Source organism: Treponema parvum, assembly GCF_017893965.1.
Classification (GTDB): Bacteria; Spirochaetota; Spirochaetia; order Treponematales; family Treponemataceae; genus Treponema_D; species Treponema_D parvum.
In genome coordinates, this window is the sequence record NZ_CP054142.1 from 2497627 (window position 1) to 2516888 (window position 19262).

General features: G+C 44.6%; 16 protein-coding genes, 2 tRNA genes and 1 pseudogene. 8 read left to right on the forward strand and 11 right to left on the reverse strand.

Translation table 11 applies throughout. The features are described 5' to 3' along the window. Positions 1 to 80 precede the first annotated feature (80 nt). The 6 genes and pseudogenes from HRQ91_RS11020 to HRQ91_RS11045 form a co-directional block, all read right to left on the reverse strand. Positions 81 to 473 carry a VOC family protein gene (locus tag HRQ91_RS11020; protein ID WP_210119581.1) on the reverse strand — a complete coding sequence of 131 codons (393 nt, stop codon included), beginning with the start codon at positions 471 to 473 and terminating at the stop codon, positions 81 to 83. A 111-nt stretch (positions 474 to 584) separates the two neighbouring features. Then, positions 585 to 875 (reverse strand): helix-turn-helix domain-containing protein, encoded by a 291-nt coding sequence (locus HRQ91_RS11025; protein WP_210119582.1) that lies wholly within the window; start codon positions 873 to 875, stop codon positions 585 to 587. Beyond that, positions 872 to 1243 carry a type II toxin-antitoxin system RelE/ParE family toxin gene (locus HRQ91_RS11030; protein ID WP_210119583.1) on the reverse strand — a complete coding sequence of 124 codons (372 nt, stop codon included), beginning with the start codon at positions 1241 to 1243 and terminating at the stop codon, positions 872 to 874. The genes HRQ91_RS11025 and HRQ91_RS11030 overlap by 4 nt, the downstream gene beginning before the upstream one ends. 165 nt (positions 1244 to 1408) lie before the next feature. After that, entirely contained in the window at positions 1409 to 1984 is a 576-nt protein-coding gene (locus HRQ91_RS11035; protein ID WP_210119584.1) for an SAP domain-containing protein, read from the reverse strand. 158 nt (positions 1985 to 2142) lie between these two features. Further along, entirely contained in the window at positions 2143 to 2325 is a 183-nt protein-coding gene (locus HRQ91_RS11040) for a DUF3781 domain-containing protein (RefSeq protein ID WP_210121437.1), read from the reverse strand. A 261-nt stretch (positions 2326 to 2586) separates the two neighbouring features. Next, positions 2587 to 2981, reverse strand: a pseudogene (locus HRQ91_RS11045) (tyrosine-type recombinase/integrase); the annotation flags it as partial. A 263-nt stretch (positions 2982 to 3244) separates the two neighbouring features. Between HRQ91_RS11045 and HRQ91_RS11050 the strand changes: the two are divergent. From HRQ91_RS11050 to HRQ91_RS11060, 3 genes are all read left to right on the forward strand, one after another. Further along, positions 3245 to 4420 (forward strand): NAD(P)-dependent malic enzyme, encoded by a 1176-nt coding sequence (locus HRQ91_RS11050; protein ID WP_210119585.1) that lies wholly within the window; start codon positions 3245 to 3247, stop codon positions 4418 to 4420. Between the two features lie 168 nt (positions 4421 to 4588). Continuing rightward, positions 4589 to 5227 (forward strand): hypothetical protein, encoded by a 639-nt coding sequence (locus HRQ91_RS11055; RefSeq protein ID WP_210119586.1) that lies wholly within the window; start codon positions 4589 to 4591, stop codon positions 5225 to 5227. Between the two features lie 117 nt (positions 5228 to 5344). Continuing rightward, positions 5345 to 5415 (forward strand) — tRNA-Gly (locus HRQ91_RS11060). Positions 5416 to 5496: 81 nt separating this feature from the next. Here HRQ91_RS11060 and ettA read toward each other — a convergent pair. Beyond that, positions 5497 to 7263 carry an energy-dependent translational throttle protein EttA gene (gene ettA, locus HRQ91_RS11065; protein WP_210119587.1) on the reverse strand — a complete coding sequence of 589 codons (1767 nt, stop codon included), beginning with the start codon at positions 7261 to 7263 and terminating at the stop codon, positions 5497 to 5499. A gap of 203 nt (positions 7264 to 7466) precedes the next feature. On the opposite strand from ettA, the gene rpmB reads away from it, so the two are divergent. Continuing rightward, on the forward strand, positions 7467 to 7691 hold the full coding sequence (gene rpmB / locus HRQ91_RS11070) for a 50S ribosomal protein L28 (protein ID WP_210117683.1): 225 nt from the start codon (positions 7467 to 7469) through the stop codon (positions 7689 to 7691). 251 nt (positions 7692 to 7942) lie between these two features. Here rpmB and HRQ91_RS11075 read toward each other — a convergent pair whose 3' ends face one another. The 3 genes from HRQ91_RS11075 to HRQ91_RS11775 form a co-directional block, all read right to left on the reverse strand. After that, positions 7943 to 8872 (reverse strand): MBL fold metallo-hydrolase, encoded by a 930-nt coding sequence (locus tag HRQ91_RS11075; protein ID WP_210119588.1) that lies wholly within the window; start codon positions 8870 to 8872, stop codon positions 7943 to 7945. Positions 8873 to 9215: 343 nt separating this feature from the next. Further along, positions 9216 to 10067 carry a leucine-rich repeat domain-containing protein gene (locus HRQ91_RS11080; RefSeq protein WP_210119589.1) on the reverse strand — a complete coding sequence of 284 codons (852 nt, stop codon included), beginning with the start codon at positions 10065 to 10067 and terminating at the stop codon, positions 9216 to 9218. 62 nt (positions 10068 to 10129) lie between these two features. Continuing rightward, positions 10130 to 14137, reverse strand: coding sequence for a hypothetical protein (locus tag HRQ91_RS11775; RefSeq protein WP_246473228.1), 4008 nt, complete (start codon positions 14135 to 14137; stop codon positions 10130 to 10132). A gap of 532 nt (positions 14138 to 14669) precedes the next feature. Between HRQ91_RS11775 and prs the strand changes: the two genes are divergently transcribed. From prs to uxuA, 4 genes are all read left to right on the forward strand, one after another. Further along, positions 14670 to 15902 carry a ribose-phosphate diphosphokinase gene (gene prs, locus HRQ91_RS11090; RefSeq protein WP_210119590.1) on the forward strand — a complete coding sequence of 411 codons (1233 nt, stop codon included), beginning with the start codon at positions 14670 to 14672 and terminating at the stop codon, positions 15900 to 15902. After that, positions 15874 to 17157, forward strand: coding sequence for a xylulokinase (locus HRQ91_RS11095; protein ID WP_210119591.1), 1284 nt, complete (start codon positions 15874 to 15876; stop codon positions 17155 to 17157). The genes prs and HRQ91_RS11095 overlap by 29 nt, the downstream gene beginning before the upstream one ends. Next, a complete protein-coding gene (locus HRQ91_RS11100) occupies positions 17154 to 17813 on the forward strand; it encodes an HAD family hydrolase (RefSeq protein ID WP_210119592.1) in 660 nt (219 codons plus the stop codon). Before HRQ91_RS11095 ends, HRQ91_RS11100 begins: the two co-directional genes overlap by 4 nt. A gap of 167 nt (positions 17814 to 17980) precedes the next feature. Next, on the forward strand, positions 17981 to 19054 hold the full coding sequence (uxuA, locus tag HRQ91_RS11105) for a mannonate dehydratase (RefSeq protein ID WP_210119593.1): 1074 nt from the start codon (positions 17981 to 17983) through the stop codon (positions 19052 to 19054). Between the two features lie 88 nt (positions 19055 to 19142). Here the strand turns inward: uxuA and HRQ91_RS11110 are convergent. Continuing rightward, a tRNA-Arg gene (locus tag HRQ91_RS11110) sits at positions 19143 to 19216 on the reverse strand. Positions 19217 to 19262 lie beyond the last annotated feature (46 nt).

A 19262-nucleotide genomic window follows, 5' to 3' on the forward strand; every position in this document is an offset into this window, starting at 1 on the left:
TGTAAAAATCTATGCAGCCTTAACTTCGCCTAAAAGTTCAATTTACTTTTTTAGTAATATGATCTTGATAAAAATGCACCTTAGTCTTTCACGAAAGAACCGATTTCTACAAGATTCCCTTCGGGGTCGGCAATGTAGCAAGTTCGCTGTCCCCAAGGCTCTGTTGTAGGCGGCATTACAGATTCTCCACCCTTTGCGATTATTTCATTATATGCTTTATCCACTGCCGCAAAATTTTCTACGCCTAAGGCAATTTCAAAATGTCCATTTATCTTTTCTGCATAATTGAATTTTGTAGAAGTCATCTTTTCAAAATCCGAGCGTCTGTAAAATAGAAACAGAGTGCCGTCCTTTTCAAGAAATATATTCGATGCATCTTCTGCCTCTTTGATTTCAAATCCCAATATATCCCTGTAAAAACGCACCATCGTCGGCATATCTTTTACAAAAACACCAAATCCATCTAATTTCATAGATTCCCTCCAAAACATCGCACGCCAGCGGCGTGTCGTCCTAACATTTGATTGACCTGCATTTGCGGCTTGTCCGCAATGTCAGGTTGAAGCGGGTGTTAGATGCTTTATCTACATCGATATTTTAGTTTTAGCAATAAATTCTATCTTCAAATTCATCCCCAGTCCGTCTGCAAGCCTTTTCAAAATCTTTATTGTCGGATTTCCAGAACCATTCTCTATTTTGCTTATATCTGATTGCGCAATTCCGGTTGCATCGGCAAGTTGTTTTTGCGTAACATGATTCAATTTTCTGGCATCAATTAATGAACTGATAAGGTCATATTCCGGTTCAAGAGATTCATATTCCTTTCTGAAAGTTTCATCTTTCGTTTGTTCTTTTAATGCCTCTGTTAATGTCATTTCTTTCCTCCTGCCTCCAGATTTCTATTCAAGTAGTCAGTTCGATAATCTTTTTCCCTTTGTATTTCTGAAGGTGGTGTTTTTTGAGTTTTCTTTCGAAAACCATGCGTTATGACTATCTTCTTTTCTATGATAAAAAAATACAAATGCCTTACTATATTGTTACCTTGAATTGTTCTTAACTCAAATATACCGTCATCAAGGTGCTGGGAATATGGCAATCTTAATTCATTTCCTTTATTTTCTAGTAATCCTAAATCACGGAACACTTTAGCCTTAAGCTTGACTTCAAGCGTATTTATGAAATCTAAACTCGGTTTTTCACCTGCTTTTGTTTCATAGAATTCAACGATCCAATTATTTGCCATATCTAAATCTGATTGTATTGGTTATATCCTATATTTGTCAATATGATTTTCTTATCACAAAAAGGTATTAGGTAGACGGAATATCAAAATGGTTCCTTAATGGCAAATTTCTTATTTTCTCAATGCTCGATACTTTCTAAAATACAAGTTAAAGCGGATTTTAGATTAAATTGTATTTTTATTCTTTTTCCACGTTATATAATCTTTTTTTGCTTTCATATCTTTTAGCTTATTCCATGCGTCTAAAGCCTCTTCTCTTGTTGCATTTTTTTCATTTGCGAGATAATCACTGATGAAGTTATTAAATTTACAGGATGGAATTTGGGGAAGCTTTTCTTCTGTTTTGTTTAGCTGAATATATTCACAAATGACATCATTATAAGTTATTTTTTCGCCATGGGACAGTTTATTTTCAATCCATCGATTAAGCCAATATTTTGCCCCTGATTTTGGTTTTAATCCCGGAATCCGTTTATCCATCTCACTGTGTATGAATGCCCATGTTTCTTTTTTGTTGCTGAAATTTTCAACATAAGTATGATTATTCAATATATCTTTATTCCGGTTTTTACTCCGATAACTATTCTTTTTATTCACTGTTCCGGTTTCCAAAAAATGAATAATCATCTCTTCCAGCTGATCCTTTCGTATTTTTGAATCAAAAGGAATTTCAATCGATTTTGCTAATGCTTTGAGTTCACTCATGTACCAATATTTATTCTCGAATTCTTTTATTGTCATAGAGCTTTTTTCTTATGTGCCGTGATTATTGGGAACCTCTAAAAACTTCAGTTTTGGACAGTTTCCTTAGATTTAATTTGCGATGTTTTGTTTAAGTTATTATGACATAAAGACTTAAGCAAAACTCGTCGGGCATCTCTAAAAATCTAACCGAGTTTTTAGAGATGCCCTATTGTGTAACTGTATGCCTTAACAGTTCTCATAATATCCTCGATACTTATATACCAATTTTTTCCTTTTCTGATTATTGAACTTCTCTTATCAAGAATTTTATTTTTACACCGCTCAATAACATCTTTGGTATCTAAATCAAGATTACGTTTTATTCGCTCAATACCCATTTCAGTTGTATGAATTTTTATACAGAATTTCAGAATTGTGTTCCATAATGATTTTATATCCGCATATTATTTTATTTTGCCTGCAACAGCATGTCCATCTAACATTGTTTCGACCTTTCCTCATTATATCACGCAAACTACGCATTTTCAATCTAAACTGGCACCTCACCAAGCAGCTTCATCTTTCTACCATAATGTCTGTCGTAACACATCATCAACAGCCAGATTAGGCCTATCTTCACTAAATGGGATAAAGGCGAATCACATTCGGTCGATAGGGCTTTGAACGCCGAGACCGCCGCGGTTGAGGACGTGGGTGTAAACCATAGTGGTTGAAACATCGCTGTGACCGAGAAGCTCTTGGATAGTGCGGATATCGTAACCGACTTCAAGCAGGTGCGTTGCAAATGAATGCCGGAAAGCGTGGCAGCCGATTGCCTTCGGAATACCTGACCGTAAAACAGCTTCATGCAGGGTGCGTTGAATAACCGAAGGATCGATATGGCGCCGCCCCTGCTCTCCGGTTTTTTTGTTCTGACATCGGCGTGCTTGAGGAAAGACCCATTGCCAGACCTGAGTTTTGCCTGCGTTGGGATATTTTTTGCAAGAGCAAACGAAAGCGGCACCAAACCGAAACCGTCCTTGCAGTCTGCCTCTTTCTTTCTGCTTTATTCGCCTTCGCTCCAAACATTTAACAAGCCTAATACTATCGAATTATGCGTCAAAATTAAAAAACAGCAATCTGCCGAATAAAACCGCGATAATATTTTTTCGACCGGATGAAATTTTTACGTTTTCGCTGTATAGTTGGTTTATCGCGCACAAGCGGCGGCATTTATTTTACTGTGCGCAACGAGCGCACTAATTGCACGCGGCGAAAATTGGAATTTTCTCCCTCGCGCAACTTCAAGGAGTTTTTATGGACTATGCTAAGGAATCGCTTCGCCTTCACGGGCAGTGGAAAGGAAAAATTGAAATCGTTTCAAAGGTGCCTGTCGCCACAAAGGAAGATCTGTCGCTGGCCTATACGCCGGGCGTAGCTCAACCGTGTCTTGAAATCCAAAAAGATATAAGCAAAAGCTATACCCTTACTGCGCGCCATAACCTGTGCGCGGTAATCACCGACGGTTCCGCCGTCTTGGGACTAGGCGATATCGGCCCGGAAGCGGGAATGCCCGTCATGGAAGGAAAATGCGTTTTATTCAAAACCTTCGGCGGAGTCAACGCCTTTCCTCTTTGCATAAAAACAAAAGACGTGGACGAATTTGTAAACACTGTTTATCTTTTGTCAGGCTCATTCGGCGGTATAAACCTTGAAGACATAGCCGCCCCGCGGTGTTTTGAAATCGAACAAAAATTAAAAGAAAAGTGCGACATCCCGATTTTTCATGACGATCAGCACGGTACGGCCGTTGTCACTCTCGCAGGTTTGACAAACGCTCTTAAAGTCGCTAAGAAAAACCTTTCCGACGTAAAGATTGTCGTAAACGGCGCGGGGGCGGCGGCCGTCGCCATCGCGAAACTTCTTTTAAGCGCAGGCGCAAAAAACATAATTCTGTGCGACAGCGTAGGCGTGATCTACAAAAACAGAAAAGAAAGGATGAACCGGATCAAGGAAGAGATCTCCCTCGTTACAAACCCCTGCGATATAAAGGGATCCTTGTCGGACGCCATGGAAGACGCAGACGTGTTTATAGGAGTGTCCGCTCCGGGAGTATTAAAACCGGAAACCGTCCGAAAGATGGCCTGTTCGCCGATAGTTTTTGCCTGTGCGAATCCTACGCCTGAAATTTTTCCGGAAGATGCGAAATCTTCAGGAGCCGTCGTCGTAGCCACGGGGAGAAGCGACTACCCCAACCAGATAAACAATGTCTTGGCCTTCCCCGGCATTTTCCGTGGAGCGTTTGACGTACGCGCCTCCGAGATCAATGAACGGATGAAGGTCGCCGCAGCCGACGCGATAGCGTCTTTAATTTCCGACAAAGAATTAAACGCCGATTACGTAATTCCCGCCGCTTTAGATCCGCGCGTAGGCCCTGCAGTAGCGAAAGCCGTAGCCGAAGCGGCGAAAAAAACGGGCGTCGCACGCATATAAGTTTGTCCGATTTGTCTTTAAAAACGATTTCACACCGTTCGGCTCTCCGCCATGCCGTTTCCCCTCTCCGCTTTATATTTTTTTTCATGCTCTTGTCGTGCAGGCTAAATAGTAATCCTTGTAAAAATCAATCAATATTATTAATATAAAGAAACCGTGGGGGATTTTATGAAAAAAATATTTATTTCAGTATTTTCTATAATGATTGTGTTACTATTTTCTTCTTGCGTTTCATCCCCTGTTGATGGAGCTAATAATATAGGAATGATAGAAAATGCAACTCCAGAAAATTCAGTTTTGGTTTATGGAATGTCTTCAGAACCTGATATTCAACTTTATTATGTTGATGAGAATAATAATTGGGAAGCATTAATTTCGACAGGAAACAGATATTTTTCTTTACCGCCAGCCCACAAAGGCGGAAAACTTGTTGTAAAAGGTTCAAGCTGGCAAAAATCAATTACAACTACAGCATTTCTAGGAAATATGATTTTACATACTCAATACATCAAATTATATGAAGTTCAAAATGATGAATGGACTGTAAATGTTCCTAAAGATAAGTCATTGTATTTTATGGGACTCCACTCACTTCAACAGCAAAATATTATGGAATGGGAATCTTTAAAAGCATTGGCAAATAAGCCGGGAACGCTGGTTTTTGGAATACCCAAAACAGAGGAAGAGTATAAAGCTGCCATAAATAAATATGAATTAAAATCTCTTAATACACTATTGAAAAAACACAAAGGAACTGTATGGGAACCTGTTATTAATGAACGCATTTCCGAACTCAAAAATAGATAATTTTTTTCCGTACCTGTAAAATGTACGTGAGGCATCGCTTTGGGTTCGGTTAGATTTAACGTGATTCAATGCGGAATATTGCCAAAATTATTTAAAAAGGATATTATTAGCGCACTTGCGGCTATCGTATATCGGTATTACACGACCTTCCCAAGGTTGATAGGGCGGTTCGACTCCGCTTAGCCGCTAACGGATCCTAAGCGCGCTCGAAAAACAACATCTCCGACTTTCAATCGATTGATGAATTGACCGCCGGCAAAACGCGGCATTCAAGCCCTTGTCATTTTGCGGTAAACAGTCCGCTTGGGAACTCCGGCGTCTTCTCCGAACTGTTCTTTTTTCCATGCGGCATATTCCGACCAGTTGCCTTCAAACCATCTGACTTCGCTGTTGTTTTCAAACGCAAGTATGTGCGTGCAGATCCTGTCCAAAAACCAGCGGTCATGGCTTACCACAAGGGCGCAGCCTGCAAAATCTTCCAGAGCTTCTTCCAGCGCCCGCACCGTTTGAACGTCCAGATCGTTCGTGGGTTCGTCCAAAAGCAAAACGTTCCCGGATTCTTTTAACATCATTCCGAGATTCAGCCGATTTTTTTCTCCGCCGGATAAAACCTTTATCTTTTTATTCTGGTCGGCGCCGTTAAAATTGAACCAGGCGCAATAAGCGTGTCCGTTTACTTCACGAACGCCGCCCTCAAGAGCTCTTCCTTTTTCATCTACGGCTCCCAATTTTACAATATCAAGGTTGTCGGTGAGCGTTTCATAGACGGTTTTATCTTCGTCCAGCCTTGAGCGGAGCTGATCTACATAGACAAGCTTTACGCTGGAACCGACCTTTATTGACCCCGAATCGGGCTTTTCTTCCGAATTGGAATTTGCTCCGCTTTCCGCCTCTACTTGTTTTGCCGCGCCCGCAATCAATTTAAACAACGTGGTTTTACCCGCGCCGTTCGGCCCTACTATGCCTACTACGGCTCCTGCCGGTATTATAAAATTCAGTTTTTCAAACAAGAGTTTGTCGCCGAAGCTCTTTGTCAAATCGTGCGCTTCGATAACCACGTTGCCCAAGCGCGGACCTGCAGGAATTGAAATCTGTGTGTCTTTAAGTTTTACCTTTGCGCCCTTTGAAAGAAGCTCTTCGTATTTTGTAATATGTTCCTTGTGTTTTGCCTGCCGCCCCTTTGCGCTTGTGTGAATCCATTCAAGTTCCTTTTGTATTTCCCTGCGCCGCTGACTTTCGCCTTTTTCTTCCATAGCGAGTCTGGCCTCTTTTTGTTCAAGCCAACTTGAATAGTTCCCTTTAAACGGATATCCTTCGCCGCGATCCAGTTCCAAAATCCAGCCGGCCACGTCGTCAAGAAAATAACGGTCGTGCGTTATCGCTATCACAGTCCCTTCATAATCATGCAAATATTTTTCAAGCCAGGCGACCGTTTCCGCGTCCAAATGGTTTGTGGGTTCGTCAAGAAGAAGTATGTCGGGGCGTTTTAAAAGCAGCCGGCACAGAGCGACACGGCGCCTCTCGCCGCCGCTTAAAGTGTCTACGACTTGATCCTGAGGAGGACAGCGCAGCGCGTTCATTGCAAGCTCAAGGTTGGAATCAAGGTTCCATGCGTCGGCTGTGTCCAGTTTTTCCTGAATTTCCGCCTGACGCGCGCAAAGCTTATCGAAATCCGCGTTTTCTTCGCCGAAGGCTTCGTTTACCTTATCGAATTCGGCCAACAGATCGGTAATGTGCTTTACGCCTTCGCTCACAATCTCTTTTACGGTCTTACCGGCTTCAAGCTGCGGCTCCTGCTCCAAATAACCTATGGTATACCCAGGAGCAAGGATCGTCGCTCCGGTAAAATCCTTGTCTTCTCCCGCAAGAATTTTAAAAAGGCTCGATTTTCCGGAACCGTTTGCTCCTATAACGCCGATCTTAGCGCCGTAATAATAGGAAATACTTATGTTTTTTAAAACGACCTTCGTACCGTAAGCGCGGCTTACGTCGTTCATCGTGTATATTATCTTTTTATCGTCAAATGTTTTGGCCATGTAAAAACTATACAGAAGAAATCTCTGTCTGTAAATGGTAAAACACGCTAACAAATGTAAGTTCTCATGCAGCGCAGAGGCAGAAATCTTTCACAATAGGAGCTTGTGCGGTTTTTTTACGAATTTTATTTCCTATTGACATAATTTTGAAGTTTCAATAATATGATAAAACTCACGTGTAATTAGTTAAGGTAGGTAATGATATGTCCAGATCATGCGATATTTGCGGAAAATCTCCGATGTATGGTAATAAAGTAAGTAAATCCTTTAATCATTCTCACCGTACCTGGAAGCCTAATCTGATGAAAGTAAAAACGGAATTCGAAGGCAGAACCGCTACTTTTAATGTCTGCGCGCGCTGTCTGCGAAGCGAATTTATCGTAAAAAAGGTAAGAATTCCTAAAGAAAATCCGGCTGTTGAATCTTAAGGAAGGTATGCGCAAAATGCGCACGAAAGCGACATTCTCGGAAATTGAAATTTCCTTGCATGTCGTTTTTTAAGGAAGATCTTTCCTGCAAAAGTTGAAAGGCTGTCTTGGTTCTGTTTGGATCCTGAGACGGCTTTTTTATTTTTAAACGCCGTAAATGCCGCCGATCGACTTAAAACAGCGGCAATAAGGCTGTCGCCCGCACCCGCATGCCGCCTATCGGCGCAAAGTCCGGATTTTCATAAAATCTTTTATTCTCCCGATCTGATCACAAGGCCGTCGTAAGAAGGCTTAACGGTCGCGCCGTTAAAAACCGCCTCCTGCAGTTCCGGAAAAAGGTGCACACGGTCAAGTATGTAATTGCAAATATCCGTGTGCGACATGTCGTGACAGATGTGCGTAAACCATGTGTGTTTTGCCTTTAAGAGGCCGGCATACTTCATTGCAGAGTCAAAATTCAAATGCGTCGTATGTTCTTTTTTCCGCAGCGCGTCAATGACGACATGATCGAGAACACCGCAGTTTTTTTCTATAAGTTTTAAAGATTCGTCGCTTATAAAATTACAGTCGGTAAGATATGCAATGGAATGTTTTTTAAGATCCTTGCCCTTACAGGACAAAAGCCATCCCGTAGAAGCAAGTTCTCCGTGCATCATGGGAACGGGAATAACCGAAATATTTCCTACGCTGATCGGATGCGCGGAATCAAACCCGCCGCTGTCGATAAGGCACAATTTAGGTTTGCCGCCGGCAATTTGGGTACGTTTAAAAATATAATTGAATCTGGTTTTTATTTCCGAAACGGTTTCGGCGTTTGTATACACGGGCAGCCCCTGTCCGCCTGTCTGAGGGTAATCGCCCTGCTTCGAGCGGCAATGGTCGGAATACTTTGTATGGCTGAATATGCGAAGATCGTCAAGTCCGTTTAAATGATCCGCGTGGGAATGCGTAATAAACAAAGCGTCCAGCGAAGGAATTTTATATTTCAGCGCCTGTATGCGGAATTCGGGACCGGTGTCTATTAAGATATGCGTCGTTTTTCCCGATGTATCTGAAGACCTGATATACGCGCTGCATCTGAGCCGTTTATCCTTTCTGTCGCGGGAGCGACATACCGCACATTTGCATGCTATGACGGGAACTCCGTGACTGGTTCCCGTTCCCATAAAAGTAAAAATCATATAAAACAGTATAAAAAGACGGACGTTTCAGCGCAAGCACACATTGACCGCAAAGACCGCATGGACGCTAGGTATAAAGATTTTTCCGAAGGCTTAAAGCAAACATCCAAACTTATGAAGCTAAAAAACTTTTATATAGCTTTAATTAAAGAGATAACAGGCCTTCCAGAAAGAGAGATTGAAAAATTTGTAATGCTTAATTAGACCTTTCAAGGCACCTTCGTTCCGCCCGATACGAGAGGTTCGAACAGGACAGCATTTGCCGCTGGGCAAGCCTACAGCTCAAAATCCGCTGACAGATTTTGAGCTCGCCTCTAGGGACGGAGAGTAATTCCGCGGTTTATTAAAGCCCAATCCAATGTAGTTTCCCAATATTATCTACAGTCATTTTAAGCATAACCCACCTTTTTTTTGTTTTTACATTATTAAAGGCCGCTGCTAAATCCGGCGGAGCGGTAAAATCAATATGGTTGTCGTCAGTAAAGCCGGGCTTTTCGATATAAAGAACGCAATTTGCACGATCACTATCCGCCCTCTGCGGTAAATCGGTAAAGAGCTTGGTAAAGGCTTCTGCATTAAGCCGATTGCCGTGGCACGTCAGCTCTTTCAAAGCGGTTAAGTCCTGCACATTAAGAACGGTAAGCTGATTGAAAGGGCAGAACAGATTTTGCAAAGTAGTTAAGCCCTGCACGTCAAGAGCGGTTAGTTTATTGAAGCCGCATTTCAGCTCTTGTAAAGCGGTGCAGCCCTGCACGTTAAGTTCGGTAAGCTGATTGCCCCAGCAGTCCAGCGTTCGCAAATCGGTTAAGCCCTGCACATTAAGGGCAGTCAGCTGATTCTTGTAGAAATCCAGCTCTTTGATATTGCCTTTGAGAATTACCAATCTGCCTTTTGCATGCAGCACGGTTCTGGCACCGCTTGTAAGCGTTGTTTCTTCGCAGCCTTCTACCGTTACGGAGGAACCGTCTGAGGTTGTTACCTTAACTTTGATGTCGAGCTTGTCGGGACTTAAGATGAGGGAGGCGCCGCCTTCGACAAAGGGGGCTTCGGGCAGTGCCGTACTTCCGCCTGTTCCCGTACCGGATTGCGCCGCATTCGAGCACGCGGCCATACCAAACAGCGCAATGAGCGCCAAAACTGCGACTGTAACGATTGCCGCGGCTCCCTTCTTGTTGTGAGTTTTAGATTTTGTCATATATTCCTCCTCGTCAAAGTTTTATCAATGGGTAATTTGTAATTAAGGCAATTACCAATTTTCTACGGCCTTTTTTTAAGACAACCGTTATTATCAATATAATACTGATCAGTTCCATCGGGTTTTACGGTTATGTTTCGTACCGCCTGTGCCAATGAAAAACCTGTAACAGAATTATCCAAAAAGACTACTTGTTCGTCTTTAGCCGTATTATAATACCCAGCGAAATCAAGTGTTAGTGTATACGATTTTTTATCACATATCTTGATAGCACCGCTATAATTAACACCAGTGTGTGGAAAAATAAGCTTAACAGTTCCTTTTATATCCGTATCTCCTTGTAGCGTCAAATAAGAATAGAGAATATTACCATTAGTATGACCTAGCCCTCCAAGCTCTATTATAGAATCGGTATCATGGGCTTTTACATTTTCAAAAATAACATCGCCTGAATTTGACTCTATTATCTTTTTAGTATCTTCTACCGTTACATTTTTTAAGTAAAATTCGAAACCCCAAGATGCCGATAAGGCAAACTTATCATCCTTACCGTTTTTTATTGTCAAATTTTCAAGAGTCATATTTTGTATACCGGCGACATGAACACTAATCATTGTACCTTTGTTATCAGCATTCAATACGGCGTTATTTGTACCCCTTATTGTACAGTTGGCAGCCGGCACCATGGTATCACTGCCGACCGGCATAGTATACTCTCCTTCAATGTAAAAAACATCACCGTCTGATGCACTTTCTACTGCGTTTTTTAAGGCTGTCCATTTAGCGGTAGGAATGGAAGCGGAGCCTCCTCCTATCACCTCTGCAAGCTTGCCGTGCTCATCTACTATCCATTTTTTAGCAGGTAAAGTTTGCGGCGTTACGGTGAACTTGGTGTAGTTCGCCGGTGTGCCGCTTGTTATATCGCCGTCAAGCACCTGCGTAGTCGCAGCGTAGTTCGCATCCGGTACCGTAATACGGGCAACGGGAGCCGTACTTGTCAAGGAGCCGACAAGCTCTATCTTACAGTTGTTGGCCAAATACACATCGTTGTCGTCCGTCGTGGGAGTAACGCATGAGGAGCCTTTCATCTTAAAAACCGCTCCTGTTTCTACATACACGCCGGCACCGCTTTTTTGATTTCCGGTGCAGTTCGTGATTGCACCGCTTTCCAGCATAAACGTTGCTCCGCTTCCTACATACACGCCTCCGCCTTCGCCGTTAGAAGCTCTGTTGCCGGTAATGGAGGCATTATCGGATAAAGTTAAAGAGCTGCCCGTGCCTTTTATATAGACGCCACCGCCCTTTCCGCCGCCGCCTAGATACGATAGGTTTTGCGCCATAGTCGTATCTCCGCCGATGGTGCCGCCGCTGACTTTTACGATAGCTGGAGTACTTCCATCCGATTCCGCATAAACAGCCCCTCCTATTATCTTTGCCTTGTTGCCGGTAACCGTGCAGTTTTTCATCGTGACGGTACCGCCCTTTGTATAAATTGCCCCGCCGCACCCGGCTTCGGACCATCCTGCTGCATGGCCGTTTTTAAGCGTCAGATTTTCAAGGGTAAGCGTTTTGCCGGACTGAACGGTGAATATACGGTGCGCATTCGAGCCGAGGCTGTCGCGGTCTGCGTTAAGTATGTCCGAGCTTGCTCCGGTTTTTCCCTTTATCGTCAGGTTTTTGTCGATGTCTATTACGCCTCTGTCGTCGTCGCCGCTATCGTTTGTCGCTGTAATTGTGCCGTTTACGGTGATAGTGCTGCCTTCGGGGAGTGCTTGCACGGCTTCTTTGAGCCTTTGCCATGCGCCGGAGCCGGAACCGCCGTTTATGATTGTGGGTATTGCCTGCAGTCTTCCGTCGCTCTTTATTTTCCATAGGTTCGCTGCATCTGCAGGCTGTGTTACGCTGAACTTGGTGTAGGTATTCAATAAATTACCGCCGTGAAGTAATGCAATCCCGTCTGTGTACTGTTCGGGTGTAATGCGGGCAACAATAGGATTGGCACTCGTCAAAGCACCGTCTACTTTAATCAAAGTGCCGTTTGCAAGATACACGTCGTTTTTGCCCTTCGTGTTTGTGTCAGGTGCGGTTGACGGCGTAATGACGGTTTTCTCTGTCAGCCCAAGCGTACCTCCGGCTTCGACATAAACCGCCCCGCCTTTGCCGTCGGCGGCATAGCCTCCTTCAAGCTTTATGTTCTCCAGTATAAGCCCCGTGCCGGTGCCGCTTACTTTGAAGATGCGCCTACTGTTATTTGCGTCTACGGTGTGGACGGTACCGCTTGACGAACTTGACAGCATCAGGCGTTTGCCGCCGGTTACGGCTATTTCGGTATCGGCGGTCAGGTTGGCGCCGATTTTAATGTTTATGAAGAAAGTGTTATAATCATGCTGGCCGGGCCCCGTACCCTGTTCGGGAGTGTTTTGTACAACGTTTTTAAGCTCGCCGTAGGCGTTTACGGCGTCTACCACCTTAATATGTACGGTAGTGTGCGGCCCTTCTATTGCGCCCCTTACAGTCCATACTTCAAGTGTGTGTGCACCGCCGGATAGCGTTATTTCCGCCGGCGCCGGTGCCGACTGTTCGGCGCCGCTGTTCAGTTTATACTTTACCGTTGCACCTGCGTCCGCGCTCAGTTCAAGTTTGCAGCCTTGGTTGAGCATACTGTAAATAACCAGCGGGTTTGCAGAGCTATTATACTGAGTCTCATCGGGAATGACGTCTTCTGTAACATAGGCTTTAGCGGCTGCACTGATACAGTACAAAGAGTTATCGCCGCTTTGGTGAAAGTCCTGCTTTATTTTAAGGACGGGAACTTCATACCGTACCAGTTTAATAAAAAACTCTTTTGGGTCGCTGTCGTCATAACCGCTTAATTGGGCTTTTAGGGTAATTTTGTAACGCTCTTCGTATATGCCCGTCCCAAGCGCCGGTAAGTTTACCGTAACAGGCGTTGTGCCGCTTACCGTTCCGCCGCTTATCTGTGTCCACGTGCTGCCGTCGAACTTTGCGATACTTCCCGTTATGGTCGTTCCGGCGGGAGCGGCCGTTGCCGTTGCCGTTAAGGTTTTGCCGCTTATGCCGGAGAATTCTTCCAGATTGCTCTCCGTTGTTCCCGTTATTGGGGTTGAGCCGTCAAATAATTTCACATCGGCCAGCTTGCTTCTTTGGGTGCTTGCCCGTATCACTGCGGAACTTAAGCCTTGCGTGTCTTTTATGCTGACATCGTACACTTTTTCAGGGCCGCCGACTTTTACATCGGTCTTTAAGCGGAGAATCCAATCCTGCGCGGTCGGCGACGGAAGCGAGGAACCGTCCAACGAGGCTACCGTGCCTGCCGCTAAAAGATCTCCGCCCGTTGCAAAATCCGTCTTGGTTGCGTTAAAGCTCAGCGGAATCTCAGACGGAACGCCGCCTGCCGTAACGTTCATAGTGTCGATGTCTTTATGGACACTCTGACCGCCTATCATTGTGCCCATATCTTTTGCGCGGAATATAAGCACATAGAACCATTCGCTTCCTACCTGCGTTTTTCCGATTCCCGCGTACTCCAAAGCAGGGGCGGTGTTCGCGTACAAATCAAACTTATAAATTTGATTGAACTTTCTGCCGTCGGTACTGTAAAGCTTGATCGCAGCTCCTATGTTGCTGGCGCCGTACTCGTACCGTTGTAAAAAAGCCGATGTATATGTAAGCGTCAAAGTATCGCGAGCGCTTTGCACAAGCGTATAATCGGCGGTAACTGCGGGCGGATTCGTTCCCAAAGCATCGTGTATACCGCTTCCGAAAGTTACGATATCCGAAGGCGCCCCTGTACCCGGCATTACAAACGAAAAGCTTTGGGGATTGCGCACGGTAAAGGTAAGCACCGCAGGACTTGCAGACGGTACGCACTGAACGCCCGCCGCGCTCACGGATGCCGGAGATGCGGATCTGAAACCGGTGATGACGGGTTCCGACGCCCAATACGAAAAATCCTCTTCTATGTCTGCAAAGAGTTCTTTGCAGGCGGTTATAGTCAGCAACGCCGCTAGCGAAGCGGCCCCGATCATTATCGTGATAAATTTACGCATTTTCAAATTCCTTTTTCTTTTCCATAAGCGGCAAGGGAACCCCTCTCTCAAAAAACCGTCATACTCGCAGCGGCACCGTTATTTTTGTACTGCAAAGTCCGTATTGATGTAGTCACATTCCGCTAGTAACATAGCAGTTTCCGTTCATTTCTAAAGCTTTTCAATTTCTTCAACGGGAAGACCTGTCATCGCACAAATTTCAGCGACCGGGTAATTATGCGCACGCATCAGCTTGGCAGTTTCAATTTTCGCTTGAAGCGCGCCGTCGGAGAAGCCTTGTATTTTCTGTTTACCGTGCTCATACCAAGCCCTCTATTTCTATATTCCTGCAGGCAATATTTGCTGCAAGGCAAAATCAAACCCTATGTATTATAATATAAATTAGAGAATTTTAGAATAGGCACATTTGGACCGCATTTGGGTTAGATCTTTACATGAGGAAATACGGAGTGCACACAATTTACTGCACTCATTGACCGCGAAGTTTATAATATGATACTATTGACTATCTGCATAAAGTGAGGTCTGAATAATGCCGTATTCCGAACCGACCAATCTTGCGATTGTAGCATGTCCCGGCGGAGAAGCGTTTGCTAACGCCGTCATAGTACATCTTCGCAATATGTACAAACATCGCTTTGCACTAAAAACCGATGTCATTTCCAAACGTTATCAACTGACAAAAAACGACCTCATCAGAAGAATAAACCTTGACAGCGACGTGCAGATGTCCGACGTCTGCATGCGAGGTTCCGTCGACGGTTACAGACCTCCGATCTTTAAAGTAAAAGCGCGTTTTACATATTTTATGAACGGCGAATTTAAGACGGAGCTTCTTGACTCCATTCGCGGAAAAGACGTTTACATCTTTCAAGACTGTGAAAACCATGAAAAACTTCCCTTAAACGAAGGGAATAATTTAATATCGCTTTCCGTAAATGACCATGTAATTTCCATGCTGGTTACCATAGACGCCGTTCAGGAAGCAGGCGCAAAAACCATAACTCTGGTTCTTCCCGTCTATCCCTACAGCCGCCAGCATAAAAAGAAAGGCCGCGAAGGACTTACCGCAAGAATGCTCGGTCATATTTACGAAAACATGGGAGTTACCCGTATCATCACTCTCGACCTGCATTCCCGCGAAATTATAAATTCCTTCAGTCTCACGCAGCTTGAAAACCTGCACGCAAGCTACCAGATAATAAGGGAGCTCGGAAAATGCGTGGATTTGAACAATAAAACCGAAGATCTTATAGTCGTTTCGCCGGATACCGGGGCTATAGACCGCAACAAGTTTTACGCCGCAGGGCTTAAACTTCCCCTTGCCATGATATATAAGGAACGCGATTATTCGATAGTCACCCAAGACGCACACAGCACAAATATAAAATCGATAAAACTGCTCGGCGACGTAAACGGAAAAGTTGCGTTTATGGCGGACGACATGCTCGGCACCGGAGGCACATTGCTCAAGGCGATGGAATATTTAAGAACCCAAGGAGCGACGAAGGTTATCGCAGCCATAAGCCTGCCTTTTTTTACGGGAAACGCTATCGAACAGTTTGACGAAGCTTACAAAAACGGACTTTTTTACAGAATCATAGGCACGAACGCGGTTTATCATGAAGATCTTTTAAAGCGCGAATGGTACATAAGCACGGACGTAAGCGGTTTGTTCGCCAATGTAATTATGAGAGTCTATCATAACCAGTCTATAAGCGGCTTGCTCGATAACCGTGGAATTATTGAAAAACTGCTCAAATAAATCATTGCAGGGCGGACAAAACATTCTTAACTTTTCAGACCGAAATAAAACGGTATTGTGCGTAGACATCGGAACATCGTCGCTCAAAGCCGCCCTTATTACCGAAAAAGGCCGTACAAAGGCTTTTTCCCGCCGAAGTTTAAATCATTCAAACAGCTCTAAAATTTCTTCTTTATGGCTCCCCGCCCTGTCGGAAGCGGTAAAAAGTTTCGGCGATAAAATAAAGACGGTTGCGGGAATCTGCGTTTCGGGGAACGGGCCTACCGTCGTATCACAGGACTCAACTACGCTTTTGTGGAACGACGAAATTCCTGAAGAATACGGCAGGGAACGGCTGGGAACGAAATCGCTTTTTATCCCCAGGCTTTTAGCTTTCCGTAGTAAATTCAAACTCGCGTGGGAAAATTCCGAAAGAATTTTCTCAGGCCCCGAATACTTAATCTACGTTTTGACAGGCAACGCTTTTTCCATACTGCCCGAAAAACGCTATGTTGAGGCGTATTGGGACGAGGCGGAACTGCGGCGTTTTAAAATCGAGCCTGAAAAACTGCCTGACTTTGTGCCGCCGTCCTATCTTGCAGGCAACACCCTTTCAGAGGCGAACCTCATGCTGGGCCTGCCACGCCCTGTCCCGGTCTTTTGCGGAGCGCCGGATTTTATAGTTGCGCTCATAGGAACCGATACCTTGTCGCCCGGAAAAATCTGCGACTGCGCCGGTTCAAGCGAAGGTTTAAATCTTTGCACCGGAATTCCTTTATACGGCGACGATATAAGAACTCTTCCGTCCGTAATCGGCGGACTTTGGAATGCGGGAGTATTGTTTACAAAAAGCGGACGGCGCTTTTCCGAATACAAAAAGCGGTTTGAAATATCGGAAAAAAGGCAAGCGACTTATGCGGAACTGACGGAGCGCTGCATCAAAAATCCTTCCTGCGAAGGTTATAAAATAATGGAAGCTCTTGCAAAAGAAGTTCGAAACGGATATGAAATTCTTTTTGCAGCGGCAAAAAAAGAAGGAATAAAAATCGCCGACGAAATCAGGATTACCGGCGGACAAGCGAAAAACCCCGCGTGGCTTCAGATGAAAGCAAACATCGTCGAAAAAACATTTGAAACGTGCTCGATTCCCGATGCGGAACTTTTAGGCGACGCCGCCCTTGCCTATAAGGGGCTGGGGCTTTATAAAACAATTCAGGAAGCCGCTTCTTCAATCGTAAAAGGCGGAGAAAGATATTATCCGAGAGGGAAGTCGTGAAAATTTATAAAATTCCTAAAGAACTTAAAACCGTGATCTTCGACATTGATTCCACGCTGTACACAAATCCCGCTTATGAAAAAAATCAGCAGGACGTAATAATAATAAAATACGGGCAAGAAGCAGGAATTTCACAAGAAGAAGCGCAAAAGCGTATTGCACACTACCGTAAAAAATTTGCCGAACAAAATCACGGTCAAAAGATCAGCTTGGGAAACACCTTAGCCGCGTTGGGAATCCCTATTTCGCGTACGATCGAATGGCGAAAAAATTTGATCCGTCCTGAAAATTTTCTTTCGGAAGACAAAAAATTACAAACCGTCGTCAAAGAATTGAACGAACGTTTTTCTCTTATATGTGTTACAAATAACCCTGTCGTCTGCGCCCGTAAGACATTGGATATTCTGGGAATTTCTTCTTTTATCCCCGAAGTCATAGGTATTGACATATGCGGAGTTTCAAAGCCGGCAAAAGAGCCGTTTTTGCTTGCAGCCGAAAAGACAAATGCAAACCCTCAAAACTGTCTTGCCGTAGGCGACCGTTACGACATCGACGTAGCTCTTCCTTTGGAACTCGGTATGGGCGGCATTACCGTCGAAAGCGTAAACGACGTGTACCGGCTTTCGGATATTCTGTCCGCCGATACATATCGCTGAAATTCCGCCTTGCCAGCCGCACGAGGGATCGAATTTCTCCGCGCTAAAGGGAGAATTTCGTAAAACCGAATTTTAACTTGCGCCTAATATATTAGTATGTTATTATGGATTAAGTTATCGATCCGATTATCGGATTATGCTGAAAACTTTTAGGAGGAACTTAAATCATGAAAATGACACTGCGCTGGTACGGTTCAAAATTCGACACCGTTACCTTACAGCAAATCAGGCAGATACCCGGCGTTTCCGGAGTTATCACAACCTTATACGACATGCCGGCCGGCGAATTATGGCCTGAAGACAGAATAAAGTCTATAAAGGCCGAAGTAGAAGCTTCCGGACTTAAAATCGAAGGAATTGAAAGCGTAAATATTCACGACGCCATAAAGATCGGGAACGACAAGCGCGATAAATACATCGACAATTACATCAAGACCTTGGAAAATTTGGGCAAACATGGAATCGACATTGTGTGCTATAACTTTATGCCGGTCTTCGACTGGACTCGCACGGATTTGGCAAAGGTACGCCCCGACGGTTCTACCGTTTTAGCTTACGACCAAAAAAAAGTCGACGAAATCGATCCTCAAACATTCTTCGACCAGACAAACGCATCGTCCGGCGGATTTGCAATGCCGGGCTGGGAACCGGAGCGGCTTGCTCATGTAAAAGAGCTTTTTGAAGCGTACAAATCGGTCGACGAAGAAAAATTGTTTAACAACCTTGTTTACTTTTTAAAAGCCATACGGCCCGTGTGCGAAAAATACGGAATTAAAATGGCTATCCACCCGGACGATCCCGCATGGCCCGTATTCGGACTGCCGCGCATTATCACAGGCCTTGAAAAAATCCAAAGGGTGATGAAGGCTGTGGACGCTCCATTTAACGGATTGACTTTCTGCGCAGGCTCTTTAGGTTCCAATCCTAAAAACGACCTTCCCGCCATTATCCGCGCTCTTCCCGGACGCATCCATTTTGCGCACGTGCGTAACCTTCACCACTTCGGCCCCGGAGTTTTCGAAGAAGCGGCTCACCTTTCCTGCGACGGTTCTTTTGACCTGTATGAAATGTGCAAGGCCCTTTACGACATAAACTTCAAAGGCCCGATCCGTCCGGATCACGGCCGCATGATATGGGGAGAAAAGGCTATGCCGGGCTACGGTCTTTACGACAGAGCTTTGGGAGCTTCTTATATAGAAGGTCTATGGGAAGCGATAGAAAAAAGCAGCCGCAAAAACTAAAGATTTTCGCGGGCTTATGAACCATAATTAAGGCCGGACGGCGTATCGCCGTCCGGCCTGTTTCAACCCGTTACGGTAAGTTTGAATTTGCCCCATATGCGATTCGAACGCACTACCTGCTGCTTAGGAGGCAACTGCTCTATCCAGATGAGCTAATGGAGCGCTTTTTTTTTAATTATATTAAAACAAGCCCTTTCGGGCAAGCGGC